Annotated in this window: 21 protein-coding genes; 6 read left to right on the forward strand and 15 right to left on the reverse strand. The window is 41.3% G+C overall.

Going from position 1 to position 24073, the window contains the following annotated elements; translation table 11 throughout:
- Window positions 1-482 precede the first annotated feature (482 nt).
- From lysA to BuS5_RS07195, 13 genes are all read right to left on the reverse strand, one after another.
- A complete protein-coding gene (gene lysA / locus BuS5_RS07135) occupies window positions 483-1736 on the reverse strand; it encodes a diaminopimelate decarboxylase (RefSeq protein WP_027354365.1) in 1254 nt (417 codons plus the stop codon).
- Between the two features lies 1 nt (window position 1737).
- Complete coding sequence (locus BuS5_RS07140; protein ID WP_157487424.1) at window positions 1738-2007, reverse strand: hypothetical protein; 270 nt, start codon at window positions 2005-2007, stop codon at window positions 1738-1740.
- A gap of 235 nt (window positions 2008-2242) precedes the next feature.
- Complete coding sequence (gene argH / locus BuS5_RS07145; RefSeq protein ID WP_051374902.1) at window positions 2243-3658, reverse strand: argininosuccinate lyase; 1416 nt, start codon at window positions 3656-3658, stop codon at window positions 2243-2245.
- Between the two features lie 48 nt (window positions 3659-3706).
- A complete protein-coding gene (locus BuS5_RS07150; RefSeq protein WP_027354363.1) occupies window positions 3707-4909 on the reverse strand; it encodes an argininosuccinate synthase in 1203 nt (400 codons plus the stop codon).
- A 33-nt stretch (window positions 4910-4942) separates the two neighbouring features.
- Window positions 4943-5857 (reverse strand): ornithine carbamoyltransferase, encoded by a 915-nt coding sequence (gene argF / locus BuS5_RS07155; RefSeq protein WP_027354362.1) that lies wholly within the window; start codon window positions 5855-5857, stop codon window positions 4943-4945.
- Window positions 5858-5898: 41 nt separating this feature from the next.
- Complete coding sequence (locus BuS5_RS07160; RefSeq protein WP_027354361.1) at window positions 5899-7092, reverse strand: aspartate aminotransferase family protein; 1194 nt, start codon at window positions 7090-7092, stop codon at window positions 5899-5901.
- Window positions 7093-7094: 2 nt separating this feature from the next.
- Complete coding sequence (gene argB / locus BuS5_RS07165) at window positions 7095-7973, reverse strand: acetylglutamate kinase (protein WP_027354360.1); 879 nt, start codon at window positions 7971-7973, stop codon at window positions 7095-7097.
- Entirely contained in the window at window positions 7973-9355 is a 1383-nt protein-coding gene (gene hslU / locus BuS5_RS07170) for an ATP-dependent protease ATPase subunit HslU (protein WP_027354359.1), read from the reverse strand. Before hslU ends, argB begins: the two co-directional genes overlap by 1 nt.
- 13 nt (window positions 9356-9368) lie before the next feature.
- Entirely contained in the window at window positions 9369-9899 is a 531-nt protein-coding gene (hslV, locus tag BuS5_RS07175; protein WP_027354358.1) for an ATP-dependent protease subunit HslV, read from the reverse strand.
- 9 nt (window positions 9900-9908) lie between these two features.
- Window positions 9909-10838: a tyrosine recombinase XerC gene (locus BuS5_RS07180; protein ID WP_027354357.1), complete on the reverse strand. Its 930-nt coding sequence runs from the start codon at window positions 10836-10838 to the stop codon at window positions 9909-9911.
- Window positions 10839-10850: 12 nt separating this feature from the next.
- A complete protein-coding gene (locus BuS5_RS07185) occupies window positions 10851-11420 on the reverse strand; it encodes a 5' nucleotidase, NT5C type (protein WP_035265707.1) in 570 nt (189 codons plus the stop codon).
- Between the two features lie 104 nt (window positions 11421-11524).
- On the reverse strand, window positions 11525-11851 hold the full coding sequence (locus BuS5_RS07190; RefSeq protein ID WP_027354355.1) for a hypothetical protein: 327 nt from the start codon (window positions 11849-11851) through the stop codon (window positions 11525-11527).
- Between the two features lies 1 nt (window position 11852).
- Window positions 11853-12587 carry a uracil-DNA glycosylase gene (locus BuS5_RS07195; RefSeq protein WP_051374899.1) on the reverse strand — a complete coding sequence of 245 codons (735 nt, stop codon included), beginning with the start codon at window positions 12585-12587 and terminating at the stop codon, window positions 11853-11855.
- Window positions 12588-13236: 649 nt separating this feature from the next.
- Between BuS5_RS07195 and mtnA the strand changes: the two genes are divergently transcribed.
- The 4 genes from mtnA to BuS5_RS07215 all read left to right on the forward strand — a co-directional run bounded on the left by mtnA (window position 13237) and on the right by BuS5_RS07215 (window position 17925).
- Window positions 13237-14340 (forward strand): S-methyl-5-thioribose-1-phosphate isomerase, encoded by a 1104-nt coding sequence (gene mtnA, locus BuS5_RS07200; RefSeq protein ID WP_027354353.1) that lies wholly within the window; start codon window positions 13237-13239, stop codon window positions 14338-14340.
- A 282-nt stretch (window positions 14341-14622) separates the two neighbouring features.
- A complete protein-coding gene (ahbB, locus tag BuS5_RS07205) occupies window positions 14623-15096 on the forward strand; it encodes a siroheme decarboxylase subunit beta (protein ID WP_027354352.1) in 474 nt (157 codons plus the stop codon).
- Window positions 15097-15125: 29 nt separating this feature from the next.
- Window positions 15126-16478: a B12-binding domain-containing radical SAM protein gene (locus BuS5_RS07210; RefSeq protein WP_027354351.1), complete on the forward strand. Its 1353-nt coding sequence runs from the start codon at window positions 15126-15128 to the stop codon at window positions 16476-16478.
- A 130-nt stretch (window positions 16479-16608) separates the two neighbouring features.
- Window positions 16609-17925, forward strand: a complete 1317-nt coding sequence (locus tag BuS5_RS07215; protein WP_274427662.1) for a transposase — start codon at window positions 16609-16611, stop codon at window positions 17923-17925.
- Window positions 17926-18145: 220 nt separating this feature from the next.
- On the opposite strand, the gene BuS5_RS07220 is transcribed toward BuS5_RS07215, so the two are convergent.
- Window positions 18146-19954, reverse strand: coding sequence for an AAA family ATPase (locus BuS5_RS07220; protein WP_274428122.1), 1809 nt, complete (start codon window positions 19952-19954; stop codon window positions 18146-18148).
- Window positions 19955-20322: 368 nt separating this feature from the next.
- Between BuS5_RS07220 and BuS5_RS07225 the strand changes: the two genes are divergently transcribed.
- Both BuS5_RS07225 and BuS5_RS07230 read left to right on the forward strand, forming a co-directional pair.
- Window positions 20323-21078 carry an ATP-binding protein gene (locus BuS5_RS07225; protein ID WP_027354467.1) on the forward strand — a complete coding sequence of 252 codons (756 nt, stop codon included), beginning with the start codon at window positions 20323-20325 and terminating at the stop codon, window positions 21076-21078.
- Window positions 21078-23201, forward strand: coding sequence for a DEAD/DEAH box helicase (locus BuS5_RS07230; protein WP_051374973.1), 2124 nt, complete (start codon window positions 21078-21080; stop codon window positions 23199-23201). Before BuS5_RS07225 ends, BuS5_RS07230 begins: the two co-directional genes overlap by 1 nt.
- A 376-nt stretch (window positions 23202-23577) precedes the next feature.
- Here BuS5_RS07230 and BuS5_RS07235 read toward each other — a convergent pair whose 3' ends face one another.
- The gene (locus BuS5_RS07235; protein WP_274428123.1) at window positions 23578-23928 is read right to left on the reverse strand and encodes a hypothetical protein; all 351 of its coding nucleotides are present in this window, start codon (window positions 23926-23928) and stop codon (window positions 23578-23580) included.
- Between the last annotated feature and the right edge of the window lie 145 nt (window positions 23929-24073).

The raw sequence follows: 24073 nt of genomic DNA on the forward strand, positions 1-24073 counted from the left end.
TAGGGGTGCGGCTCTTATAAAACAAGTTAAAATAGCTGCAAATAGAGGGTTCAGCATTATCAGCATTGGCTTTACTCTACTTTCCGGCAAGATAATCCAGTTGCCTATGGCTATCTTATCTGATTGTTTAAAAAATACTCATGACAAGGCTGCGTGATGAGGCAGATTCCGGCAGCATTATTTTTTACTGGACTACGTTTTTTTCGTTATGGAAGGGTAGCAGGAGCTATATGGCATGCAAATCATAAAGCGACAAATATTTTGTGGCCGAGAGTTTACCGGCGAAGAGATATCATTGATTCAGTCAAATACGCCGTGTTATTCATGGAGCCCGCCAGTACAGCTTCCTCCTTTAAAAAGATATGAGGACGAAATAATGCATAGAAATCAAGTTACTGACTTTCTTTTCGTGTTTTCGTGATAATTCTTTTATTTTTCGTGTGTTGCACAATCCAACATGTAACCGCACAGGTCGAAAGATATCATATAAATGCTGGTATTGACTCCCCCTTTACAAGATCCTCATAAGTCTGGCGCTGATTAACAACCTGAAATTCTGCATCCTTGACCATAACTTCGGCTATCCTGACCCTGGAGCAGTAATTGGACGACATCGTAAAACCATAAGCGCCGGCGCTCATCACGGCCAGCAGGTCTCCGCCCCTGACATCCTCTATATGGCAATCAGTAGCAAGAAAATCTCCTGTTTCGCATATGGGGCCTACAATATCCGCAGTAATCTTTTCCGTACCTTTTCTTATGACAGGCTCCACAGCATGGAAGGCCTTGTATATTGAGGGCCTCAAAAGATCGTTCATGCCGGCGTCTGTAATAACAAATTCTTTAAGATCATTTCTTTTTCTGTAAAGAACCTTTGCTATCAGTATCCCTGCATTACCTACCAGAACCCGGCCCGGTTCCAGTACAAGTTTTACATCCAGGCCGTTTATAGAACTGATAACCGCATCCGCATATTCTACCGGCTGAGGCGGAACTTCATCATCATACGTGATGCCCAGACCGCCGCCTATATCCAGATGGGTGATTGCTATACCAATATCCTTTAATTTGTATATCAACTTTTTGACGTTTTCCAGTGCATCTGCAAAAGGCCGTACCTCGGTAAGTTGAGATCCTATATGGCAATCTATGCCGATCAGGTTAATATGCTTTTTTTCAACAGCGTATTTGTATCCTTCAAGAGCAGAGTTTACATCTATACCGAATTTATTTTTTTTCAAGCCTGTTGAAATATAAGGGTGCGTTTTGGGATCCACATCAGGATTGACCCTTATAGCCACAGGAGCTTTAAGATTTAAGGCTTCAGCTCTTTGATTTATTAGTTCAAGTTCCTCAAGCGATTCCACATTGAACATCAGGATACCTGTTTTCAAGGCATAGTCGATCTCATCAGCCCGTTTACCAACTCCGGAATATACAATTCTGTCAGGAGAGAACCCTGCTTTGAGCCCGCGAAATAACTCCCCCCCGGAAACTATATCCAGTCCACTGCCTGCCTGCTCAAATATTTTTAAAACTGCAAGGTTTGTGTTTGCCTTGGCTGAATAACATACAAGACTGTCGATTTTTTTAAAGGCATCCTTAAAAACCGAAAAATGACGTTTCAGTGTAGCATGACTGTAAAGATAAAAGGGTGTTCCGACTTTTTCCGCTATCTTTGCAATCGGAACATTTTCGCAATAAAGTTCATTATTTATATATTCAAAATGGTTCATATTATTCTCTTAAAAATTCAACAATATTGGAGTCCCCACTATCATTGCCTTTATCCGTATATAATTTAACTTTAAATTTATATTTATATCCGTACCCAAGGTTTTCCTGGTATATTATCCGGTTATTTGAGGTCCTCCCCTGAAGAGGAATATCGGCAACAAGCCTGTATCTGTCTGGACAGTCTTGACAATCAGGGTCTATTAACAATTTCCTTGCCCTTAAGACCTTAAATCCTGCCAGATCTTCAGGTGTTGTTTTACCTTTCTTCATGGGGATAGGCCAAGTAAGGGTCAGCAAATCGCCTTCAATGTTCTTTGATAAATCCTTCACCACAGGAAGAGTGGCAATCTTCGGAGGAACCGGAGGCCCCTTTTTGCCGCAAGATTGCAGAAATGTAAAAAAAAGAATAACAAATAAAAACAGACTCCAAGTTTTCACGATTTACTGCTGCTCCCCAGTTTTGTTTTTAGAAGGGCGATCACAAGTGTGCGCCCCTACAACGCCTTCAATCCCTCTCTCCGTTTTCCCGTTTTCCCGTTTCCCCGTCAGCCAGCTCTTCCCCTGCTTTTTTAATAGCTTGATTTACATTTGCAGGAGCTGTTCCTCCCAGTGATAATCTTCTACCCACCACCTGCTCAACTGTAAGAAAATCGAACACATCATTTTTTATGATTGATGCAAATTTGTTAAGCTCTTTTAATGTCAATTCATGAAGCTCACAGCCTTTTTCAAGCGCGTAGCCTACAGCCTTCCCAACGCATGCGTGGGCCTGGCGAAACGGCATACCCAGTCCTGCAAGGTAATCGGCCAGATCAGTGGCATTCAGAAATCCTGATGAGACTGCGGATTCCATTCTTTCCTTATTGACAGCGATATTAGGAAGCATCCGCACATATATTTCTATGCACGACTTCAAAAGATCAACCGAATTAAACATCGGTTCCTTATCCTCCTGCATGTCGCGATTATAGGCAAGCGGCAAGGATTTCATCATGGTTAAAGCAGAGATCAAATCTCCAAAAACACGTCCTGTTTTACCCCGTACGAGTTCACAAACATCAGGATTTTTTTTCTGCGGCATGATACTGCTTCCGGTTGAAAAAGAATCAGACAGTTCAACGAACCCGAATTCGGATGAAGACCAGATTATAAGTTCTTCCGATATTCTGCTGAAATGCACCATGCATATACTTGCCGCAGAGAGAAATTCCAGTATGAAGTCCCTGTCCGCAACTGCATCAATACTGTTTAAAGATATTTCAGGAAAATTCAGAAGTTCCGCAGTATATTCCCTGTCAATTGGGTATGTGGTTCCGGCTAGAGCTGCGCTTCCCAGGGGCATGACATTGATACGCTTCAGGCATGATTGAAACCTTTCAACATCTCTTGAAAACATTTCATAATAGGCCATGAAATGATGCGCCAGCAGAACAGGCTGAGCCCGCTGCAGATGGGTATATCCAGGCAGCACAATATCCGAATGCTTTTTGGCAAATTCAACGATCACCTTTCTTAGCTCTGTCAGATTTTTAATAATATCGATTGTTTCAACTCTGAGGAACATTCGCACATCAAGAGCTACCTGATCATTGCGGCTTCTGGCGGTATGGAGTTTTTGAGCGGCTTTGCCGGCCTCCTGAACCAGCCTGGTTTCGATATGCATGTGTATATCTTCCAGGCTGTCCTCAAAATGGAACTCCCCCCTCTCTATCTCTCTTTTAATTTTGCCAAGGCCCTGTATAATCAGAGAAGCCTCATCTTCGGTAATAATAGACACCCTTGCAAGCATTTTGCAGTGTGCGATACTCCCTTCAATATCATAAGCATATAGGCGTTTATCTATATCTATCGAAGAGGTAAAGGCTTCCACGCACTTCTCGGTAGTTTCGGAAAACCTTCCGTCCCACAGTTTCTCTGACATATTTATCCTTATAAATCTAAATTCGCAGTCTCAGCCTTCAACCTAAAACTACGAATGCATCATCTTCTGAATACGCAGTCTCAGGGCGTTAAGCCGTATAAATCCTTCGGCATCCTTCTGGCTGAAGACAGTCTCATCTTCAAAAGTGGCAAAGTCTTCACTATAAAGTGATTTATCCGATTTTCGCCCGCGAACAATACAGTTGCCCTTGTAAAGATCAAGAGCCACGACTCCGGATACATTTTGCTGGGTTTCGTCAATCATATTCTGCATTAATTTCATCTCAGGCGCAAACCAGAATCCATTATAAACAAGTTCAGCGTATTTAGGTATCAGGGAATCTCGAAGATGCGTAATTTCCCGGTCCATGGTTATAGACTCTATAGCCATGTGAGCCGCCCTCAATATTGTGCCTCCGGGGGTTTCATAAACACCCCTTGATTTCATTCCGACAAAACGGTTTTCCACTATATCCGCCCGGCCTATGCCGTTTCTGCCGCCAAGTCTGTTCAGCTCTCTCAGCAAAGCTGCGGGGGAATTTTTTTTGCCGTTAATTGCCACCGGGTTACCCTGTTCAAAGGTGATTTCAATACTTTCAGGTTTATCAGGCGCATCCTGCGGGGAAACAGACATTACAAACATATCCCCAGGCGGCACATTCCAGGGATCCTCAAGCACTCCCCCTTCAAAGCTGATATGAAGCAAATTCCGGTCTGTACTATATGGTTTATCCACTGTTGCCGTAATAGGGATACCATGTTTTTTTGCAAAGTCCATCAGGGCCGTACGGGAATTAAGATCCCATTCCCTCCAGGGAGCTACGATCTTGATCGACGGATCAAGCGCCAGGTAGCTAAGTTCAAACCGTACCTGGTCATTGCCCTTGCCGGTGGCGCCATGGCTTACGGCGTCCGCTCCTTCGATTGCAGCTATCTCCATCTGCCTCTTAGATATTAACGGCCTTGCCAAGGATGTTCCTAGAAGATAGGTGCCTTCGTATATTGCATTCGCGCGAAAAGCCGGGAAAACATAATCAGAGACAAAGATTTCCGTCAGATCATCAACATAAACCTTTGAAGCTCCGGTCTTCATTGCTTTTTCTTCAATATAATCCAGCTCTTCATCCTGACCTATATCGGCTGAAAAAGTAATTACCTCACACTGGTATGTTTCAATCAGCCATTTTAATATTACCGAAGTATCCAGCCCTCCGGAATAAGCTAGAACTACTTTTTTAATTTTATCACTCAAAATCAGATTCTCCTTTTCTATAATCAGGTACAATCAGGACAAAATCAACGTTTCCAGGATGGCTTTATGCATATGCAGCTTGTTTTCAGATTGATCCCATACAACCGAATTCGGCCCTTCCAGAACATCGGCGCTGATCTCCTCACCCCGGTGCGCAGGAAGGCAGTGCATTACTATGACATCATCGGCAGCGTTTGATATAAGCTCTTTATTAACCTGAAACTTCTCAAATATTTTCTTTCTGGCCTGCAAATCTTCTTCCTGCCCCATGCTGGCCCAGACATCCGTATAAATTACATCGGCCTGTTTTACGGCCTGTAAAGGATCAGGGAGAATCTCTATGCTGCCGTTTTGTCTTGCAACAGCCTTATCCAGGATAGCCTGATCAGGGTAATAACCTTCCGGGCATGCCAGCACCAGGTTGAGGCCAAGCACGGCAGCCGCGTTAATCCATGAATGCGCCACATTGTTGCCGTCTCCGAGCCAGACTATTTTTATATTCTCATATCCACCCTTATGTTCAATAATTGTTTGTAGATCACTTAATACCTGGCAGGGATGATAGAGATCGGTAAGCGCATTTACAACCGGAATTGATGAAAATTCGGCAAATTTTTCTATCAGATCATGCCCGTAGGTTCTGATAACAAGACAGTCCAAGTAGCGGGAAAGTACCCGGGCGGTATCTTTAGCAGGCTCATTTCTCGACATTTGGGTTTCATTGGCGTTAAGGAAAATAGTCGTTCCGCCAAGCTGGGACATGGCTGTTTCAAATGAAATGCGTGTCCTGGTAGATGGTTTATCAAAAATAAGCGCCTGGGTTTTCCCTTTCAGGGGAAAATCGGAAATTCCTTTTTTGTATCTATTTTTAAGTTCTATGGATCGTTTAAAAAAATGTTCATAATCTTCTTTATCCAGATCCAAAAGTGTCAATATATCTTTTTTCAAAACAGCCTCACGCTGAAATTTTATTATTTTTTTATAGAAACCTATAGATGCCCTGCAAATATTTTATCAAGACAATCAACCAGTGAATCGATCTCTTCAATGCTGATGATAAGCGGTGGTATGAAACGCAAAATTTTCCCCTGGATGCAGTTGATAAGAAAGCCCCTATTTATACATTCGTTGACAACTGAATTGCCTTCAATGCCGACCTTCATCCCCAGCAGCAAGCCAAAACCCCGCACATCTTCAATAAAATCATACCTGTTTTTTAACTCATAAAGACGTTTTTTAAAATATACGCCTGTTGAGCTGCAATATTCGACAATATTCTCTTTTTCTATTGTCCTTAGCGTCTCCAGGGAAGCCGCCGTCACCACAGGTGTTCCCCCGAATGTTGAAGCATGCGATCCCGGTCCGAATGCTTCTCCAACCTGCTCTTTGGCCAGCATGGCTCCGGCAGGCAGACCATTGGCAAGAGCTTTGGCAAGTGTCATAACATCAGGTTCAATACCGAAATGCTCATATGCAAACAATTTCCCTGTGCGACCTATTCCTGTCTGGATTTCATCAAAAATCAGCAGGGTGCCGGTTTCATCACACAATCGCCTGACAGCCTTCATGTATTTCGGGTCAGGGCATCTGACACCGCCTTCACCCTGAACAGGTTCCATGAGCACAGCACAGACCTTATTGGAAATCTTTTTACGAAGCGCTTTAATATCGTTGAATGGAACAAAATCGAAACCTTGCAAGGTAGGATCAAATCCCTTTTTTATTTTTGCCTGGCCTGTGGCGGAGAGTGTTGCCATGGTTCGTCCGTGAAATGATTTTTCCATGGCTATTATTCGGAAACGATCGGGTTCATTTCTGTCCTTAAAATATTTTCTGGCTATTTTGAATGCGGCTTCATTTGCTTCAGCACCGCTGTTGCAGAAAAATACCCGGTCGGCAAAACTATGCTCCACAAGCCAGGCCGCCAGTTCCACCTGGGGTTGAGTATAGTAAAGGTTTGACACATGAAATAATATCTTTGCCTGGTCGCAAAGAGCTTTGGCTATACCGGGATGAGCATGACCAAGATTGCAGACCGCAATGCCGGCAACAAAATCCGTATAGGATTTTCCATCTTCATCCCACAGGGTGCATCCGCTGCCCCTTTTTATTACAATCGGGAACCGGGCGTAAGTCTTTGCAATAACCTTTTCAGCCTGCTCTTTAATATTCATATCGGACATAATCAGCCTCCTGTAACTTCCGTACCGACTCCCTTGTCGGTAAAGAGCTCCATTATAACAGCATGTTTTTTGCTGCCGTTAATTATGTGAACCTTTTCAACACCTCTGTTCAAAGCTTCAAGAGCACATTCTATCTTGGGAATCATGCCGCCTGAAATTGTCTTGTCGTCAACCATTTTTTTTATACGCTCAGCTTCTATTGAAGCTATAAGGTCTCCCCCATCGTCCATGACTCCATCAACATCCGTGAGAAAAATCAGACGTCCGGCTGAAAGAGCCTGTGCAATGGATGATGCAACCAGATCGGCATTAATATTATAAGTTTCGCCGTTTGCACCGGCGCCCACAGGAGCAATAACAGGAATAAAATTCCTTTCAACAAGCGTATCTATAACATCAGAGCGGATCCGCGTGACTTTGCCGACAAGCCCGGGATCAATTATCTCGGGCGGCTTGTCCGCATCCTCCTGATGAATTATACGAAGCTTTTTTGCTGATATGAGCCCGCCATCCTTGCCGCTTAACCCGACTGCCATGCCGCCCTGGCGGTTTATGCCGGCAACAATCTCCTTGTTAACTTTCCCGCCCAGAACCATTTCCACAACATCCATGGTATGCTCGTCAGTCAAGCGCATACCCCTTACAAACTTCGGCAAGATACCCATCTGGTCAAGTACCGAGTTGATCTGGGGTCCGCCTCCGTGTACAATAACAGGGTTTATCCCTATAAACTTCATTAAGGTTATATCACGGGCAAAGTCCTCTTTTAGCTGCCTGTCCACCATGGCATGCCCGCCATATTTGATCACTATGGTCATGCCGGAAAAACAGCGTATATAAGGAAGAGCTTCTATAAGTATATCTGCAGCGTTCTGTGCCATTAAAGTATGTACCTGCTCAGATCTTCATCATCCTTAATATCTTTTAATCGTTCATCAACGTACTTGCTGTCTATAACAACTTTAGAATCCTGCATGTCAGGCGCATCAAAAAGAATCTCTTCCAGCAGACATTCCATAACCGTATGAAGCCTTCTGGCTCCTATGTTATCAGTCAGATTATTAACATCTTCAGCTATGCCGGCTATAACTTTCACAGCCTCTTCCTCAAATTCCAGTTCAATTGATTCGGTCTTCAGCATGGCAATATATTGAAGAATCAGCGCATTTTTCGGTTCAGTCAGAATTCTTACAAATTCATCTTTACCGAGAGAATCGAGCTCGACCCTGATAGGGAATCGTCCCTGGAGTTCAGGTATAAGATCTGAAGGTTTACTCATATGAAAAGCGCCTGACGCAATGAAGAGTATATGATCCGTCTTAACCTGTCCATATTTTGTTGTTACAGTACTCCCTTCTACAATTGGGAGTAGATCCCGCTGAACACCTTCTCTAGAAACATCAGGACCGTGACCGCCGTTTTTACCGGAAATTTTATCGATCTCGTCCAAAAATATAATTCCGGATTGTTCCACCATTTCTATCGCCTGTTTAACCACCTTGTCCATGTCAACAAGATTCTGCGCCTCCTCAGTAGCCAGGATCTCCATAGCCTCAGGTACCTTTATCTTGCGCCTTTTGGTGTTTTTCGGCATCATCCCGCCGATCATGTCCCTGATATTTATACCCATCTCCTCTATTCCCATGTTGGAAAAAACTTCCACCACAGGCATGGCGCCGCGATCAGCAATATCAAGATCCACATACCTGCTGTCAAGCTTGCCATTTCTCAGCATACTGCGCAATTTTTCTCTTGTTTTTGTATGGGAGGTTTCATCAGCTTTATCTGTAACAAGTTCCAGCGATGTTTCTTGATTATCCGTCTGTTGGGCAGGCTGAACAGCGCGCGGTTTTGGCAGCAGCAGGTCCAGCATCCTCTCTTCCGCTATCTGGCTGGCTTTATCCTTAACGGCTTCCTGTTCCCGGTTTCTAACCTTGGTGACGGTCAGTTCCAGAAGGTCACGCACCATCGATTCCACGTCCCGGCCCATATACCCGACTTCCGTGAATTTAGAGGCCTCGACCTTGGTAAAGGGAGAATCGGCAAATAAAGACAATCGCCGCGCTATTTCGGTTTTACCGACCCCTGTGGGGCCTATGAGTATAATATTTTTGGGAGCAATTTCATCCCGCAGATCTTCCGGAACATGCTGCCTACGCCATCTATTTCTCAATGCGATCGCAACCGAACGTTTGGCCTTGTCCTGGCCGATGATATATTTATCGAGTTCCTTTACGATTTCTGATGGTTTAAGATTAGCCATATAAAATACCTGTTTAAATCTCCTCTATGGTTACGGAATCATTTGTAAAGACGCATATGGAACCTGCGATTTTCATTGCTGCTTCCACAATACTCCGCGCATCAAGTTCTGTAAATTCCAGCAGCGCCATGGCCGCCGTCTGAGCTCCGACACCGCCCGAACCTATTGCTATAACGCCTTCATCCGGTTCTATCACATCGCCATTGCCTGAAATAATAAACATCCTTTTATCATCAGCAGCAATCATCAGAGCTTCAAGGCGTCTGAGATATTTGTCGGTTCTCCAGTCTTTGGCAAGTTCGACCGCGCTGCGTGTAAGATTACCGTTATATCGCTCGAGCTTGACTTCAAGTCGTTCCGATAAATTCAAAGCATCAGCCGTGGCACCGGCAAAACCGACAATAATTTTGTTATTATAAATCCTCCTGACTTTTTTAGCATTATGCTTGATAATGGTATTATTCAGCGTAACCTGACCATCACCGGCAACAGCCAGTTTTTCGTTACGTCTTACCGCCAGGATTGTAGTACCGTGAAAATTCATATCCGTTCCTTACTTTCTGGGATGTGCTTTGTCATATGTATCCATGAGTCTATCTATACTAACATGGGTATATCGCTGGGTTGTGGAAAGACTTTTATGACCCAGCAATTCCTGCACCACTCTTAAATCTGCGCCGGCATCGAGCATATGCGTTGCAAAGGTGTGCCGCAACACATGGGGTGACACCGGAGTATAGAGACCACATTCTTTTACAAGTTTTTCGAGCAGACGTGCTATGGACCTTGCTGTAAGCCTGCCTTTTCGCAAATTTAAAAAAAGCGGCCCATCCTGGGGCATTTGCATGCCCGATTCCATATTGAGCCTCTCCCTGTATGCCATGATTGCTGCCAGAGCTTTTTTACCTATCGGCACAATCCTTTCTTTGTTCCCCTTACCAAGAACACGAATGGATGAATTTACAAAATCAACATCGGTTTGATCCATTCCCGTAAGCTCCGATACCCGTATACCGCACGAATATATGGTCTCGAATATCGCCCTGTCCCTGAGGCCGGCCAAAGTATTTGTCTGTACAGAATCAAGCAGACGGAACATTTCATCAACCGGCAGATATAAAGGGATCTTCTGATCCTGTTTCGGCGTAAGTATGGAATCAGCCGGATTATCAGTAAGCAAACCCCTCTTGACAAGATATCTGAAAAAAGTTCTAAGAGCGGATAATTTACGAGCCATTGTAGACTTTTTATTTTTTTTATAAAGAAAACCCAGGTAACCCCTGATCATCAGGGTACCCATATCCTCTATAACAAACCGATCATCATCTGCTTCAGTCTTGTCAAGACCGTTATGTTCTGTCAGATATCCGGCAAACTCTCCAAGATCGTGCCGATACGCACGGCATGTATTTTCGGAATATCCCTTTTCAGATGATATCGACTCAAGAAACGAGTCAATAAGATTAGTTACATCGAATGGCATAACATTAATATTTCAAAATCTTATAATAGATTCAAGCTCTTTCCAGTTCTCTACCTCCAGAAAAGTATGATCGCCCCTGTTCCAGGGCTGCTTGAAAAGCAGGGGAGTGATTCCGGCCTCTTCAAGATGAAAACATGTTTCCAGCCTGTCTTCCACAAAATAGGTCTTATTCCTGCTTAACAGAACATCGGCCTTGTCGTCAAAAGCACCTGTCGCAACGATATCGATCATTTCAGGTTCAACTGATAAAATATTCTGCATCCAGTCATATATATAACTCGAATCCGACCGAGCTGTTACAAAAAGAAGCGACCCTGAATTATTTGCAATTTTTGTAAGAACTTCCGGTGCTCCCGTCATTGGTTTAACGTCATCAGCATCACGGCCGGAAAGAATGCCGCCGATAATCTCTTCAGAAATTCCTGTATCAATACTCAGGCAGTCTTCCAATTCATAACTGGTGATATCATTATACCCTATCCCTTTTATATTGTACCGCTTTCGTGCAATCTCAATAAAAAGAGAAGCTATATCCGCCAAAACACCGTCAATATCAAAAGCAATTAATTTTGGGTCTATCATTGAAGATACCTGAATATTAATAATAGGTTACGGTTTCCGGTTTTTTAGTGGAAATCTATATATTTTTTAATCGTTAACTGCGAACTGTAAACGATACGCAACGTTTATGCCGCTCTACGTGTTTTTTTCTTTAACCTGGAAATGCGGCGCCTGAATATTGCGGCCATTTTTTTATCTTTTGTTTCAATGGCAGCCTGATGTTGAGTTTTCACCGAACTTATTTTTTTCTTTATTTCCCTTACAGACGTATCGCTCTTTTTAGGTGCATCCTCAGTGATGCCCCGGGCTTTCTTGATGGCGCTGATCAGCTCAGGCTTATTCATTCCATGAACCCCGATTATTTCCGGTATTTCAAGAGCTATAACGGTCAGCTCCTTGGATGTCATTTTTTCTAACGGTTTTTCCTTTTTCATTTTATCTTTGGAACCCATGTCAGTGTACACTCCTTTTCATTTCTCTCATAAGCATCTTCATGTCCTCCCACACATCACGCTTCCTTGACTCATAACGAAGCAGATAAGCCGGATGATATGTAGGCAAAATCTTTATTCCCTTATAATTATAAAAACGGCCCCTGAGTGCTGATACGGATTTATCAGTTTTAAGAAGAACCCCTGCTGCTATTTCACCCAGAGCGCAAATAAAAACTGGTTTTACAGCATCGATCTGCTGTTCCAAAAAACGAGCGCAAGCACTTATTTCATCCGGCATCGGATCCTGGTCAACCGGCGTACGGCACTTTATAACATTGCAAAAATACGCCTCATCTTTCGACATTTTGATAGCATTAATTATTTTCTCCAGCAGCTCGCCTACCTCTCCGGCAAAAGGTTCACTTGTGCTTTCTGCATCCATACCGGATGGCCTTCCACCTACAAACATCAAGTCAGCATCAGGGTTACCGGTTCCGAATATAATATTTTTTCTGCTTGCAGACAGCCTGCATAAAAAGCAGTTTTCCATATCTGTTTGTATTTTTTTTAAATCGGGAGCCTGCTTTTTAACCGGTTGCCCCCAGGTTGTAATTATGTTAAGACTTTTTTCCGAACAGTCAAAGCCCTTGAATCCTATTTCGTGAAGATATTGCAAATGATTCTTTAAATATTCTGCGACCTGTACAATATATAGCGACTTTGTTTGTGATTTGTATTCTGACGATATGGGCATTATACAACCTGTTATAAATTTTCACGGTAAAAACCTTCGGTAGAGGTACTATAGTATGCCTTCCTTGGGTGTACCTCTTTATCCTTGTGATAATTATTATATGAAAATTTATAATAAAACAAAATTAAAAACTAATTTTAATATTATTTTATTAGTTAAAAGTCAAATCAAAATAATCATCACTAAAACTCCGATATGATTTTTAAATAAAGAGGTAGCTTTCAACGCCTACGTTACGAGGGGTTTTAAAGCGCGTACAGGCGCGTAATTGCATAAATAGAGGTGTTTGTATGACTGTGTGGCTATCAAGTTTACTTAATTAACATATTGATATAATTAGTATTTCATACTATTATCTTTGCTTAAATCCTTATATCGGAGTTTTAGAATCATCAGCAATTCTAATTTTGGAAGGTTGTGGCACATCATATTGTAGCAACGCTATGCTTCATAATTTATATATAGATAAAAATATGCCATAATTAGAATTGCTGAATAATCATAGATTTTCAAATAATTACCTGATTGTAAAATTTGCTACAAGGCCAGAGGGGGTAAGGGTTCAAAATCTTGAACCCCTACTCCGACGACCGATAACGCAGTAAAATTATTTATATGTAAATCTATATTTCAATGGTAGGTTGACAATATGATAGTAGACGGCAAACAGATCAGACCCATTTGGTTGGATAAAGATTTAAAGACTGTTAAAGTTATAGACCAGCGTATGCTCCCGCATGAATTCATTGTAGCCGACTTAACAACGGTTGACCACAATATTCAAGCCATCAAGGAAATGTATGTAAGGGGGGCGCCGCTTATCGGCGTAACTGCAGCTTACGGAGTATATCTTGCCACACTGAATGCCCCTGATAACAATATTTCGGATGAATATATTAAAAAAGAATGCAACCGGATTAAGGCGGCCAGACCAACAGCAGTTAATCTTGCATGGGGTGTTGACAGGGTTTTGACGGAAATAAAAAAAACAAAAAACAATGAGGATAAAATTACGACAGCAAGAATTGAAGCTCAAAATATAGAAGAGGAGGAAGCTGAAAACTGCCGCAAAATAGGCGAGTACGGTTTATCCCTGATAAAAAATATAAGCAGCTCCAAAAATGGGAAAACAGTCAATATTTTAACCCATTGCAATGCAGGATGGCTTGCATGTATTGAATACGGAACAGCTACTGCTCCTATGTATACTGCTTTTGACAATGGTATAGATGTACACGTTTGGGTGGATGAGACACGCCCTTTAAACCAGGGCTCCAGACTCACAGCATGGGAACTCGGTAAGCACGGGATTAAACATACCGTTATTACGGATAATGCGGGTGGACATCTGATGCAGCACGGAATGGTTGACATTGTCATTGTCGGTACGGACAGAACCACATGCACAGGAGATGTTGCCAATAAAATAGGCACATACCTCAAAGCGCTTGCTGCCCAAGATAACAATATCCCGTTTTATGTAGCTTTGCCATCCAGCACTTTTGACTGGACTTTCAGGGATGGAATAAAAGAGATACCGATAGAAGAGCGTGACCCCGACGAGGTAAGATATGTGCAGGGTATGAATCAAGGGGTAACGAAAAATGTTCTTGTTCCACCGAAAAACAGTCCTGCTGCAAACTTTGCCTTTGATGTTACACCTGCAAGGCTTGTTACCGGTTTTATTACGGAAAGAGGAATATGCAAAGCGGACGAAAAAAATATTCTTAGACTTTTTCCGGAAAAGGACTGATCAAGAATTTGTAAAACCATCATTGCTATAGACCGTCAGACAATTAATTATGGTTCATCACGGATTAGTGTGGTAATCCATGATGAACAGCTATTAGCGCTTAGCTTTTTAGCTGTTAGGTATTAACTGCTAAAAGCTAATACCTAACGGCTAATATCTGATGGCATAAGTTTAATTAGTATATGCTCAATAAATAGAATCTCCACAATAATCCGCTATGATCCTTAATTATTTATGTGACGGTCTATATTTACAGACAGACACAATATGAGAAACTATAAAATGCTAACAGAACTTGAAAAACGAATTATCGCAGCAATTCAAGGTGACATACCAGTCTGCAAATATCCGTATAAAGAACTTGCCGAAAAGACAGGGGTTTCTGAAAAGAAATTCGTAGAGACCCTAACCGACCTTTGTTCCAGAGGTATAATCCGTCGTTTCGGAGCTACAATAAGGCACCAGCAATCAGGTTTTAATGCAAATGCCATGGTAGCATGGAACGTGGATGAGGCACATATCAATGCCATGGGCGAGAAGCTGGCTTCATTCAAACAGATCACACACTGTTACAGAAGAAATCCACATAATGGATGGCCGTATAATCTTTATACAATGATTCATGGGAAAGATGAAAAAACTTGCCGGGAAACAGTACACAAAATATCTAAGAACAATTTTATTAACAATTATACCATTCTCTTTTCCCGCAGAGAATTTAAAAAAACATCCATGTGTTATTTTCCGGACTTTTAAGACAATGTATGTTCATCAGCGGCTTACCAGTGCGTAAAAATTCACCCGAAATCCTTCTGATAAATCCCTGGATCCATGACTTTGCAGCATATGATTTCTGGGCCAAACCTGTCGGCCTGTTATCTCTTGCCTCTATATTGAGGCAGCACGGGCTTAACGTTTCATACATGGACTGTCTTGACAGGTTCCACCCTAATATGCCAAAAACAGATCCGCATGCCAGGAATGGCCGCGGCCCTTATCTAAAAACCCGGGCACCCAGGCCTGAAGGGCTCCAGGATATCGATAGAAAATTTTCCAGATATGGAATAAAAAAAAGATGGTTTATGGAAGATCTAAGGACCATTCCCCGGCCGGATCTTGTACTTGTCACATCTTTGATGACATACTGGTATCCCGGTGTTAAAGAGACAATAAAAATTATAAAAAAAATTTTCCCGAACACTCCGCTTATTCTCGGGGGCATATACGCAACTCTCTTTTATTCCCATGCCTTGCAACACTCCGAAGCCGATATTGTTATAAAGGGGGAAGGAATCAAAGAAATCCTTGAACTGACTGAAAAACTAACGGGTTTTACGCCTGTAAACAAAAAAGGCTGCCCAAAATTCAGCGCCGACAGCCTTGACACTTATCCATATCCTGCCTTTGACCTCCAACACCTGATAAACTATATCCCGCTGATCACTTCCAAAGGATGTCCTTTTGCATGTTCATACTGTGCATCCAATTTTTTAAATCCGGGCTTTAAGCAGCGCTCTCCGGAATCGGTGATACAAGAGATAGAATACTGGTATAAAAAATATAAAGTAAAAGAGTTTGTATTTTATGATGACGCCCTGCTTGTAGATTCCGCGAATCATGCAGTCCCTATCCTGGAAGGTATACTAAAAAAAGGATACAATATCTGTTTCCATACTCCCAATGCACTTCACATAAGGGAAATCACAGAAACGAATGCCGCATTAATGTTCAAGGCCGGCTTCAAGACTCTGCGTTTGGGACTTGAAACAACCTTGTTTGAAGATAGAAGCTCAATGGATCACAAAGTTACGGAATACGACTTTAAAAAAGCTGTAACCTGTTTAAAAAGCGCAGGCTTCAAAAAGAATCATGCCGGCGCATACCTGCTGGCCGGCCTGCCCGGACAAACCATTGACTCTGTTAAAGATTCAATCAGAACAGTAAAACAAACCGGCATAACCCCTATTATTGCATATTATACTCCCATACCTCATACGAAAATGTGGCCCATGGCTTTGGCTTCATCCCGTTACAACCTTGAATCAGACCCGATTTTTACAAACAATGCAATCCTGCCATGCCGGCGTGATCCGTTTTCGTGGGAAACGATTTCGTCCTTCAAAAAACTTATACTGTAACTCTAAATAGTATCTGCTGAATTTCTTTTTTATGAAAGAAATGCTTTGCTATCCATAGCAGTATATGCCATTTTTTAAATTGCAGCTAAATGGTATTTTAAGCACTCTAAAAAGGATAGGAGGTATTCTGATGATAAAAAATACTTTTGAAGAAGTTCTTTCTGATGAATGGGTGAAAGCAAATATAACCAATCCAGTTCAGGAATTGGTTATTATCCGTGGGATAATTCCATGGCAAAAAATGATTACAAAGTTGTGTAAATTTTATAACACCAGTCAGGGTGCTTTTGGAAAATCTCTCAGGATGATGACAGCGATTTTGATTTGTATAAAATACTATCAATTAAGTGATAGGCAAATGGTTAAGCATATAAAAGAAAACCACTATATTCAATATTTTTGTAACATCACAAATGAGGAATTGCAAACATGCCTGGATCCGAGTTCTATATGTGTATTTCGAAAACGTATAGGTGAAGAAGGTGTTGAAATTATAGAAAAAGAAGTTTTTGAGGTTCTACGCAAAGCTGGGATAATACAGGGTGATAATGCTATGATAGATTCAAGCGTATTGAAAAATAACGTTATCTATCCAAATGATGTACATTTAATTTTTAAAGCTTTTGACAAAATGAAACAATTTGCCGTTTTGCATCAAATCTCCTTGTGGTGGGACAATAATGAAGTAAAAAAATTATGGCGAGAATTTTTTTTGAACAAAAAACAAAACCGTTTGGAATGGTTACTCAAATTTAATATATTATTTATTCCTGCTCTAAAAATATTTGATAAAAAAGTTGAATCATTAAAGACCACAAAGAAAAAACAAATAAAAGCTGACAATATGTTTGCTATTCTTACTATTCTTGAAGCACAAACCTTAGAAAAACTCGAAGGTAAAAAACAGATAAAAAACCGGATTGTATCCATTGATGAACCGGATGCCCGCCCGATTGTAAAAGGAAAAGAGCATCCGAAGTGTGAATTCGGCACAACAATGGAAATGACTTTCAATAGGGAAGGATTCATGATTACCATTGAAAATTTTATCGGTAATCCAAATGATAAAACGCTTTTTGCTGGAACACTCGAACAGTTCAAAAAACGGATGAAAGGCGAACCGGAAAATATTATTACCGACCTTGGTTACAGAAGCAATGGTAATTTTAAAATTGCAGACAATATCAGTAACGTTTTTTTGGGGCGTAAAAAAGATGTATCCGAAGAAAAACAGAGTTTTTGCTGTAAAGCCCGTTCAGCAACAGAAGGTTTCATAGCTATTGCAAAAAATATTAGAGGTTTTGGATGCAGTCTTTATAGAGGATTTGAAGGAGACCGTATATGGTCATTGCTTTGTCAAACCGCTTATAATCTTAAAAAGTTTATTCAGCTTCTAATGGGAGAAAAGATTGAAGAAAAAAAACTGATGAAACTCGGGCTGGCATAAGCCGAACAAGGATTTTATCAAAAATAGTTGATTTTAAAAAATATGCGGATAGGAGAGGTGCGTCTATAGGTGTTAACAATTTGCCGTTTTTTACCAAAATTCAATTAAAATACCACAAATGAGCTTAAAATTTTAGATTAAAATTCTCTATGATTAATATATGAACAATGCTGATATACTATGTTATTATCGAAATTCAGCGGATACTAAATAAGCTGACTTATATTTTTTTGAAATATACCCTCTCAAACCCCAGCGCCGCCACTACAAATTTTTGCAGCCGCAAGTTCCCGTGCCGTTGCTCAAGCTTTTTACCGTACTCTTTTACCTGTTTTTTGCCATCTTCCATCTGCTTTACAATCTCAGGGAGGCTGCAAAGCTCATCTTCAGACAGTTTTTTTGCCTGATCGGCACTTAATCCTGCACTTTTAAGCTTTACAAATTTGAACTCAATCAAAACATCAAATACTTTACCATACCTCTTGTCAGGTCTGATGATCATGGCGAGATCTGCATAACGTCGGTCAATCTCTTTCTCGGAATCCATGATATAAATAATATCATTATAAAGAAGAGTCAGAAAAGCGGTCTTCACAGTTAATTCATTGGCCCATCTATAATCCCTGTTATGAAAAACCTTGAAATATCTCTCTTCCATAAACCTGCACAAAGGCGCCATATCCCCTTTTTGATAGACCTTTGCTGCGTCATCTTTGCCGTCATCCCTGTCATCAGGCTCAGGCTCAGGCTCAGGCTCAGGCTCAGGCTCAGGCAAAAGCATTTTTTGAACCCGTTCCACATAAAGACTCTGCATGACAAGATTGGGAACTTTTAAGATTACCTGCAAGTCTTCAGTATCACCTGCAATAGTCAATACCCCGAAATAATAAAGAAAAGACACTAAGAACGTGTTATCCTTGGATTTGTCCGTCAGCATCTCTTTAATACCAAAACGATCTTCAATATCTGATATTACAACACCTTGATTTTTTTGCACCAGACTCATTAAAAGATCCCTTCCCCTGGGAATCTGAGCAATATACTCAAGCTTTGCCTCATCTACAGCAAGATTTGAATCCAGCATTTTCCTGGGATAACTACACGCTTTTTCAAACTGTTTAAAAAAATATAAAGAAAGAGTTGGATTATAAATTTGCTCATCTGCTCTATGAGAAAAAGTATAACCATTATAATAAGTCTGTATCGAAATTACGGCTTCTTTACTTTTTTTTTCAAAACCGCATTTATCAACAATCTCCTTGAGTACATCTTCAATTTCATTCTGCTTAAATCCGCATAGATCATTAAACTCCGGCTCAAAATAGATATTTTCGGCAATATTATATCCGCTTGTAATATCGCTCATCACAACAGGTGAAACCCCTGTAATAAATACACGATCAAACATAGAGCTTGAAGTTGAGGCTTTTACTGCTTTAAAAAAAGTTCTAAGGGGGCCCTCCTCATGCACAAAAGCCTTATATCTGCCTTCAGAGCTTTGGACCCCCATCATAACTGTATTTGCAAAATTATCATATTCATTTATAAGGAGATATACAGGGTATGGGGTCATGCGGGCTGAAGTAATAAGAGATTTCATTGAAAAAAGGGCATCTTCCCGATCAATCTCAATCGCAGGCAGTTCAAATCCTTTATAATTATAAACTTTATAAAATTCGATAATACATGCATTAATATGATTAAAAAGAGCCTTTTTTACATCTTCAGCGCTGCCTGTGGGGCCAACACATGAAAAATTAAATTTTAAAATAAAATATGAATTATGCAGATCAGTGGGATTTTTTCCGATCTTCAATCCACCAAAGAGCTCTTCGAATTCATTTTTTTTTGCCATATCATAGTAATTTTCCAGCATGGAAAGAACAAGGCTTTTACCAAAACGTCTGGGACGGATAAAGAGCTGAGATTTTGTATTTTCAAGCAGAGGAATTTTGTCTGTTTTGTCACAATAAAAATATTTTTCCCTGATAATACTTCTAAAATCAGCTATTCCGTATGGATATTTCATTGCCTGCCCCTTTTTATGTCCATTTCCATAATGATAATATACAAATATTATCATAAACTTCACAATAATTGCAACATTGCTGCAGCACCAGCTCTTTAATCTCTAATTCAGATCATCACCAAGCGAGGAAATCGGATAACATCTTATATTATCATGAATGAACTGGACGACTATTTTTTAATCAAAGGATATAAACAAAAATGTGATCCCATACCCCATGGTTATGGTTGATCCCTTAAATAGATAATGCGTTTGCTCTGTAATAACCATGCAATTCTATTGACAATATTAATTATAGTATATATTATTAAGTGTTGAAGGTCAGGGACCTTGGATAATATTTTTTATGACATTGAAAGGAAATATAAATGAAAATAGCGGTAAGCGGGAAAGGCGGGGTCGGCAAGACAACCTTTGCAGCGCTTTTGATTAGAGCATTAAACCTGGAAGGGAAGCATATACTGGCGGTTGATGCGGATCCTGATGCCAACCTGGCTGCGGCCATCGGCATCACCGATGCTGATAAAATTACGCCAATATCAGATATGAAAAAACTGATATATGAAAGAACGGAAGCAAAGCCCGGTACAGTGGGAGGTTTTTTTAAGCTGAATCCCAAAGTAAATGACCTACCGGACAAATTGTCAGCAAAATTTGAAAACATCAGCCTCATGCGGCTGGGGAGTGTGAAAAAAGGAGGCTCCGGATGTTTATGCCCTGCCAGCACCCTGTTACGCGCCCTTATTACGCATATCGTGCTGATACGTGATGATGTGGTTGTTATGGATATGGAGGCCGGTATAGAACATCTTGGCAGAGCAACGGCTTCGGCGGTCGACAAACTGATTGTAGTCGTGGAGCCTGGTCGCAGAAGTATAGAAACCGCTTCTCATATCAGGGAACTGGCATCTGAAATAGGTTTAAAGAATATCGCTATGGTCGGTAACAAGACCCGGGGTAAAAAGGATGAAGAGTTTTTGAAAAAAAATCTTTCCGATTTCACATTTCTCGGCCTGATTCCCCATGATGACGCTTTAATTGAAGCGGATCTGGGCGGTATTTCTCCTTTTGACGTAGATTCTCCTGCAAAAAGCATTGTCTGCAATATGATATCGGAACTTTAATGTATAAAAAAAAACCCATGCCGCGCGACAAGCGATTTAAAGCAAAACTCCGCTTGAAAATTAAACCATCGGCAGATTCGGCTTTGAAAAAAATTTTTGCGGGGATCGGTGTACCTGAAAAAGTTAAATTCAAACCCGATCCTTTTCAACTCGATGCCGTCCAGGCCATACAAACATCAGACTGTTTGGTAACTGTTCCAACAGGAGCAGGTAAAACCTGGATTGCCGAAAAAGCCATAGAGCGAACCCTGAAAGAGGGGGGGCGATCCTGGTATGCTTCTCCCTTAAAGGCTTTGACCAACTCGAAGTATAATGAATTTGCAAAAATTTTCGGGCCGAATAATCTGGGCATACTTACCGGTGACAGAAAGGAAAATCCCGATGCTCCGGTTATAACCGGAACTACCGAAATATTGCGTAATCAACTTTACGATGCCATGCACCGCGGAGAAACCTTGAATACCGATCTGGTAATTCTGGATGAGGCCCATTTTCTAGGCGATCAGGAACGTGGGGTAGTTTGGGAAGAGATAATGATATACCTGCCGCCCCGCATACCTCTTCTCATGCTTTCCGCAACTATCGGGAACGCCGGACAGATAGCCGCCTGGCTTGAATCTATACGCCTTAAAAAATGTACGGTTATTGAAGAAACAAAAAGACCGGTGCCCCTTTCCCCTCTTTTTTTCCATCCCTCCGGCCATCTTCTGCCCCTCACCAGGCATGGCAGCCGGACAGAAAAAAGGAGTAAAGCCAAAAACAGGCTGCACCCCAAGGTAATATCCTTTTTAGATGAAAAAAAACCTCCCCGCCTGGCTATACCAGGGAGACTTCCTCCATTCAGCGATATAATGAAGGTAATGAAGAAATACGACCTCCTGCCGGCCATCTTTTTTCTTAAATCCCGCGCTGACTGCGACAACGCTTTGAAACTATGTGCTTCCGGGCTGCCCCAAGATAGAAAAAGAGCCATAAAGCATAGAATCGGCGAACTTGTGCACGAAAATGCTCACATAGCCCTCCACCCCCAGCTTCAACACTTAAAAAGTATGGGAGTAGGCGCCCATCACAGCGGCCAGCTTCCGGCCTGGAAGCTGCTTCTCGAAACCTTAATGGCCGAAGGTATGCTCGATGCTATTTTCGCAACATCCACAGTCGCCGCTGGGGTAAATTTTCCGGCACGCACCATTGTAATGCTTAATTCAGACAGGTTCAACGGTCGGGAATTCGCTTCTCTCAGCCCGAGTGAATTCCACCAGATGACCGGGCGGGCCGGTAGAAGAGGCATGGACAATATCGGTTTCGCGATGGTAATTCCCGGTAAATTTATGGACCTGCCGCTTACGGCCAGGCTCATAAATTCAGACTCTTCAGAAGTACTCAGCCAGATCAGGATTAATTTTTCCATGGTTTTGAATCTTCTCCTTTCCCATACACCGGATCAAATTGAAGGCCTGCTTAAACAATCCTTTGCCACCTATTTGATCAGAGAAACCAGAAAAAAAACAACCACGAAAAACACAATAAAATTCAGACATAAAGCCCTGGAAGATGATTTCAAGAGACACCTAAACTTCCTGGAAGAGAACGGATATGTAACCGAAAAAGGTGCCTTGACAAAGGTCGGTTTCTGGGCATCAAAGCTGAGGGTCGATCATCCTCTTTTAATAGCAGAAGGCCTTAGAATAGGAATCTTTCCGGAAGACGATCCTGCGCTGCTGGCTGCTATCATCGCATCATTTGTTAATGAAAAAGATACAGACGAAAATATTGACAAAAACAAATTTCCCCAAAATCTTGTGGAAACTTATGAAATGGTCACAAATGCCCTTGAACCGTTTGCAAAAAAACATATTGCCAAAGGATTTGATGTTAGGCAGCTCTTCTTGAAACCTGCAGCAGCGGTTTATCAATGGGCTTGCGAAAAACCATGGGAAGATGCCCTTGCAGTTGCGGCAACAGATGAGGGAAGTCTGGCCATGCTGATATTAAGAACAGCGGACAACCTGAGACATATCAGGGCTCTTGGAGACGTTTTTTCCATAGCAGCCCGGAATGCATCGAAAGCAATCGAACTTATAGTCCGGGATCCGGTTATAACCGGGTATGACGATCAGGGATAACCTTTATACGGATCACAACATGAAAAAATTAATATAGACGGGTGAAATATGGAAAAATTATTTTACCTTCGTTCCCAGGCTCTGCCTTACGCACCAAAACTTACTAAAATATAATACTTTTTATGGGAAGAAGCAGATATAAAATTGTTGAGAGCGGTAAAACATATTTCATAACAAGCAGTTTTATAAACCGGCTTTCTTCGTTTGCCTGCCCGCGCCAGAACGTGCTATACTATATATTTATTGAAATAAAGATTTAGGTTTTCAGTGTTAAGTTTTAAATATTAAAAGCAAAACACAGCATTGAGAGCTAATACCTAACTCCTCAAAGCTAATCGCTTTAAATCTCAGGAATGGTGAACAAGGATAAACTTTTTTACGAAATATCAAGGTTATCAGCAAGATCTCCGATTTTGGATAAATTATTTTTTATTAACTCCATTTCATTTGGCATTATCGGTCTCCATTTTACAGAATAAAGAGTCTCACTGCCGATTCTTGTTATAGGTTTAAACACAGCGACCTCCATATGGGCCGATTCCTTTGGAAAATATTCAATCCAAAGGGTCCTGGAGATATCAAGGTTAAAATCCCTGCATATACTCTTTGCCAGGTTTTGGAAGTGGTTTATAACAGAATAACCTTCGCCTGTATCCGATATCAGTACTATTACGGGTTTCAGATTATATACTCCGGGCCGGTGTTTTGATATATCTATAATTGTCAACCGGTATGATCCGGGCCACCATGTTATGGGCTTGGAGTTGCTTGTCTTTTTTCCGCTCCAGTTATATTTTCCATTATAAATTATCATTTTATTTAAATATTGAGCAATTTTTTACTCGATCAGCGCGTGCCTTATTCATCAAAAA

Origin of the sequence: Desulfosarcina sp. BuS5, assembly GCF_028752835.1 — a bacterium.
Lineage (GTDB): Bacteria > Desulfobacterota > Desulfobacteria > Desulfobacterales > BuS5 > BuS5.

What these genes read in the sequence shown, in the direction of transcription:
- hslV (WP_027354358.1), bottom strand. Translation starts at nt 9,899, where the DNA reads ATGAATTTTCACGGTACTACAATCCTGGCGGTAAGACGTAACGAAAAA.
- argH (WP_051374902.1), bottom strand. Translation starts at nt 3,658, where the DNA reads ATGTCAGAGAAACTGTGGGACGGAAGGTTTTCCGAAACTACCGAGAAG.
- BuS5_RS07140 (WP_157487424.1), bottom strand. Translation starts at nt 2,007, where the DNA reads ATGAAGAAAGGTAAAACAACACCTGAAGATCTGGCAGGATTTAAGGTC.
- BuS5_RS07220 (WP_274428122.1), bottom strand. Translation starts at nt 19,954, where the DNA reads ATGAAATATCCATACGGAATAGCTGATTTTAGAAGTATTATCAGGGAA.
- hslU (WP_027354359.1), bottom strand. Translation starts at nt 9,355, where the DNA reads ATGGCTAATCTTAAACCATCAGAAATCGTAAAGGAACTCGATAAATAT.
- BuS5_RS07180 (WP_027354357.1), bottom strand. Translation starts at nt 10,838, where the DNA reads ATGCCATTCGATGTAACTAATCTTATTGACTCGTTTCTTGAGTCGATA.
- argB (WP_027354360.1), bottom strand. Translation starts at nt 7,973, where the DNA reads ATGGCACAGAACGCTGCAGATATACTTATAGAAGCTCTTCCTTATATA.
- mtnA (WP_027354353.1), top strand. Translation starts at nt 13,237, where the DNA reads ATGATAGTAGACGGCAAACAGATCAGACCCATTTGGTTGGATAAAGAT.
- BuS5_RS07160 (WP_027354361.1), bottom strand. Translation starts at nt 7,092, where the DNA reads ATGTCCGATATGAATATTAAAGAGCAGGCTGAAAAGGTTATTGCAAAG.
- BuS5_RS07230 (WP_051374973.1), top strand. Translation starts at nt 21,078, where the DNA reads ATGTATAAAAAAAAACCCATGCCGCGCGACAAGCGATTTAAAGCAAAA.
- BuS5_RS07195 (WP_051374899.1), bottom strand. Translation starts at nt 12,587, where the DNA reads ATGCCCATATCGTCAGAATACAAATCACAAACAAAGTCGCTATATATT.
- BuS5_RS07215 (WP_274427662.1), top strand. Translation starts at nt 16,609, where the DNA reads ATGATAAAAAATACTTTTGAAGAAGTTCTTTCTGATGAATGGGTGAAA.
- BuS5_RS07225 (WP_027354467.1), top strand. Translation starts at nt 20,323, where the DNA reads ATGAAAATAGCGGTAAGCGGGAAAGGCGGGGTCGGCAAGACAACCTTT.
- lysA (WP_027354365.1), bottom strand. Translation starts at nt 1,736, where the DNA reads ATGAACCATTTTGAATATATAAATAATGAACTTTATTGCGAAAATGTT.
- BuS5_RS07185 (WP_035265707.1), bottom strand. Translation starts at nt 11,420, where the DNA reads ATGATAGACCCAAAATTAATTGCTTTTGATATTGACGGTGTTTTGGCG.
- BuS5_RS07190 (WP_027354355.1), bottom strand. Translation starts at nt 11,851, where the DNA reads ATGGGTTCCAAAGATAAAATGAAAAAGGAAAAACCGTTAGAAAAAATG.
- ahbB (WP_027354352.1), top strand. Translation starts at nt 14,623, where the DNA reads ATGCTAACAGAACTTGAAAAACGAATTATCGCAGCAATTCAAGGTGAC.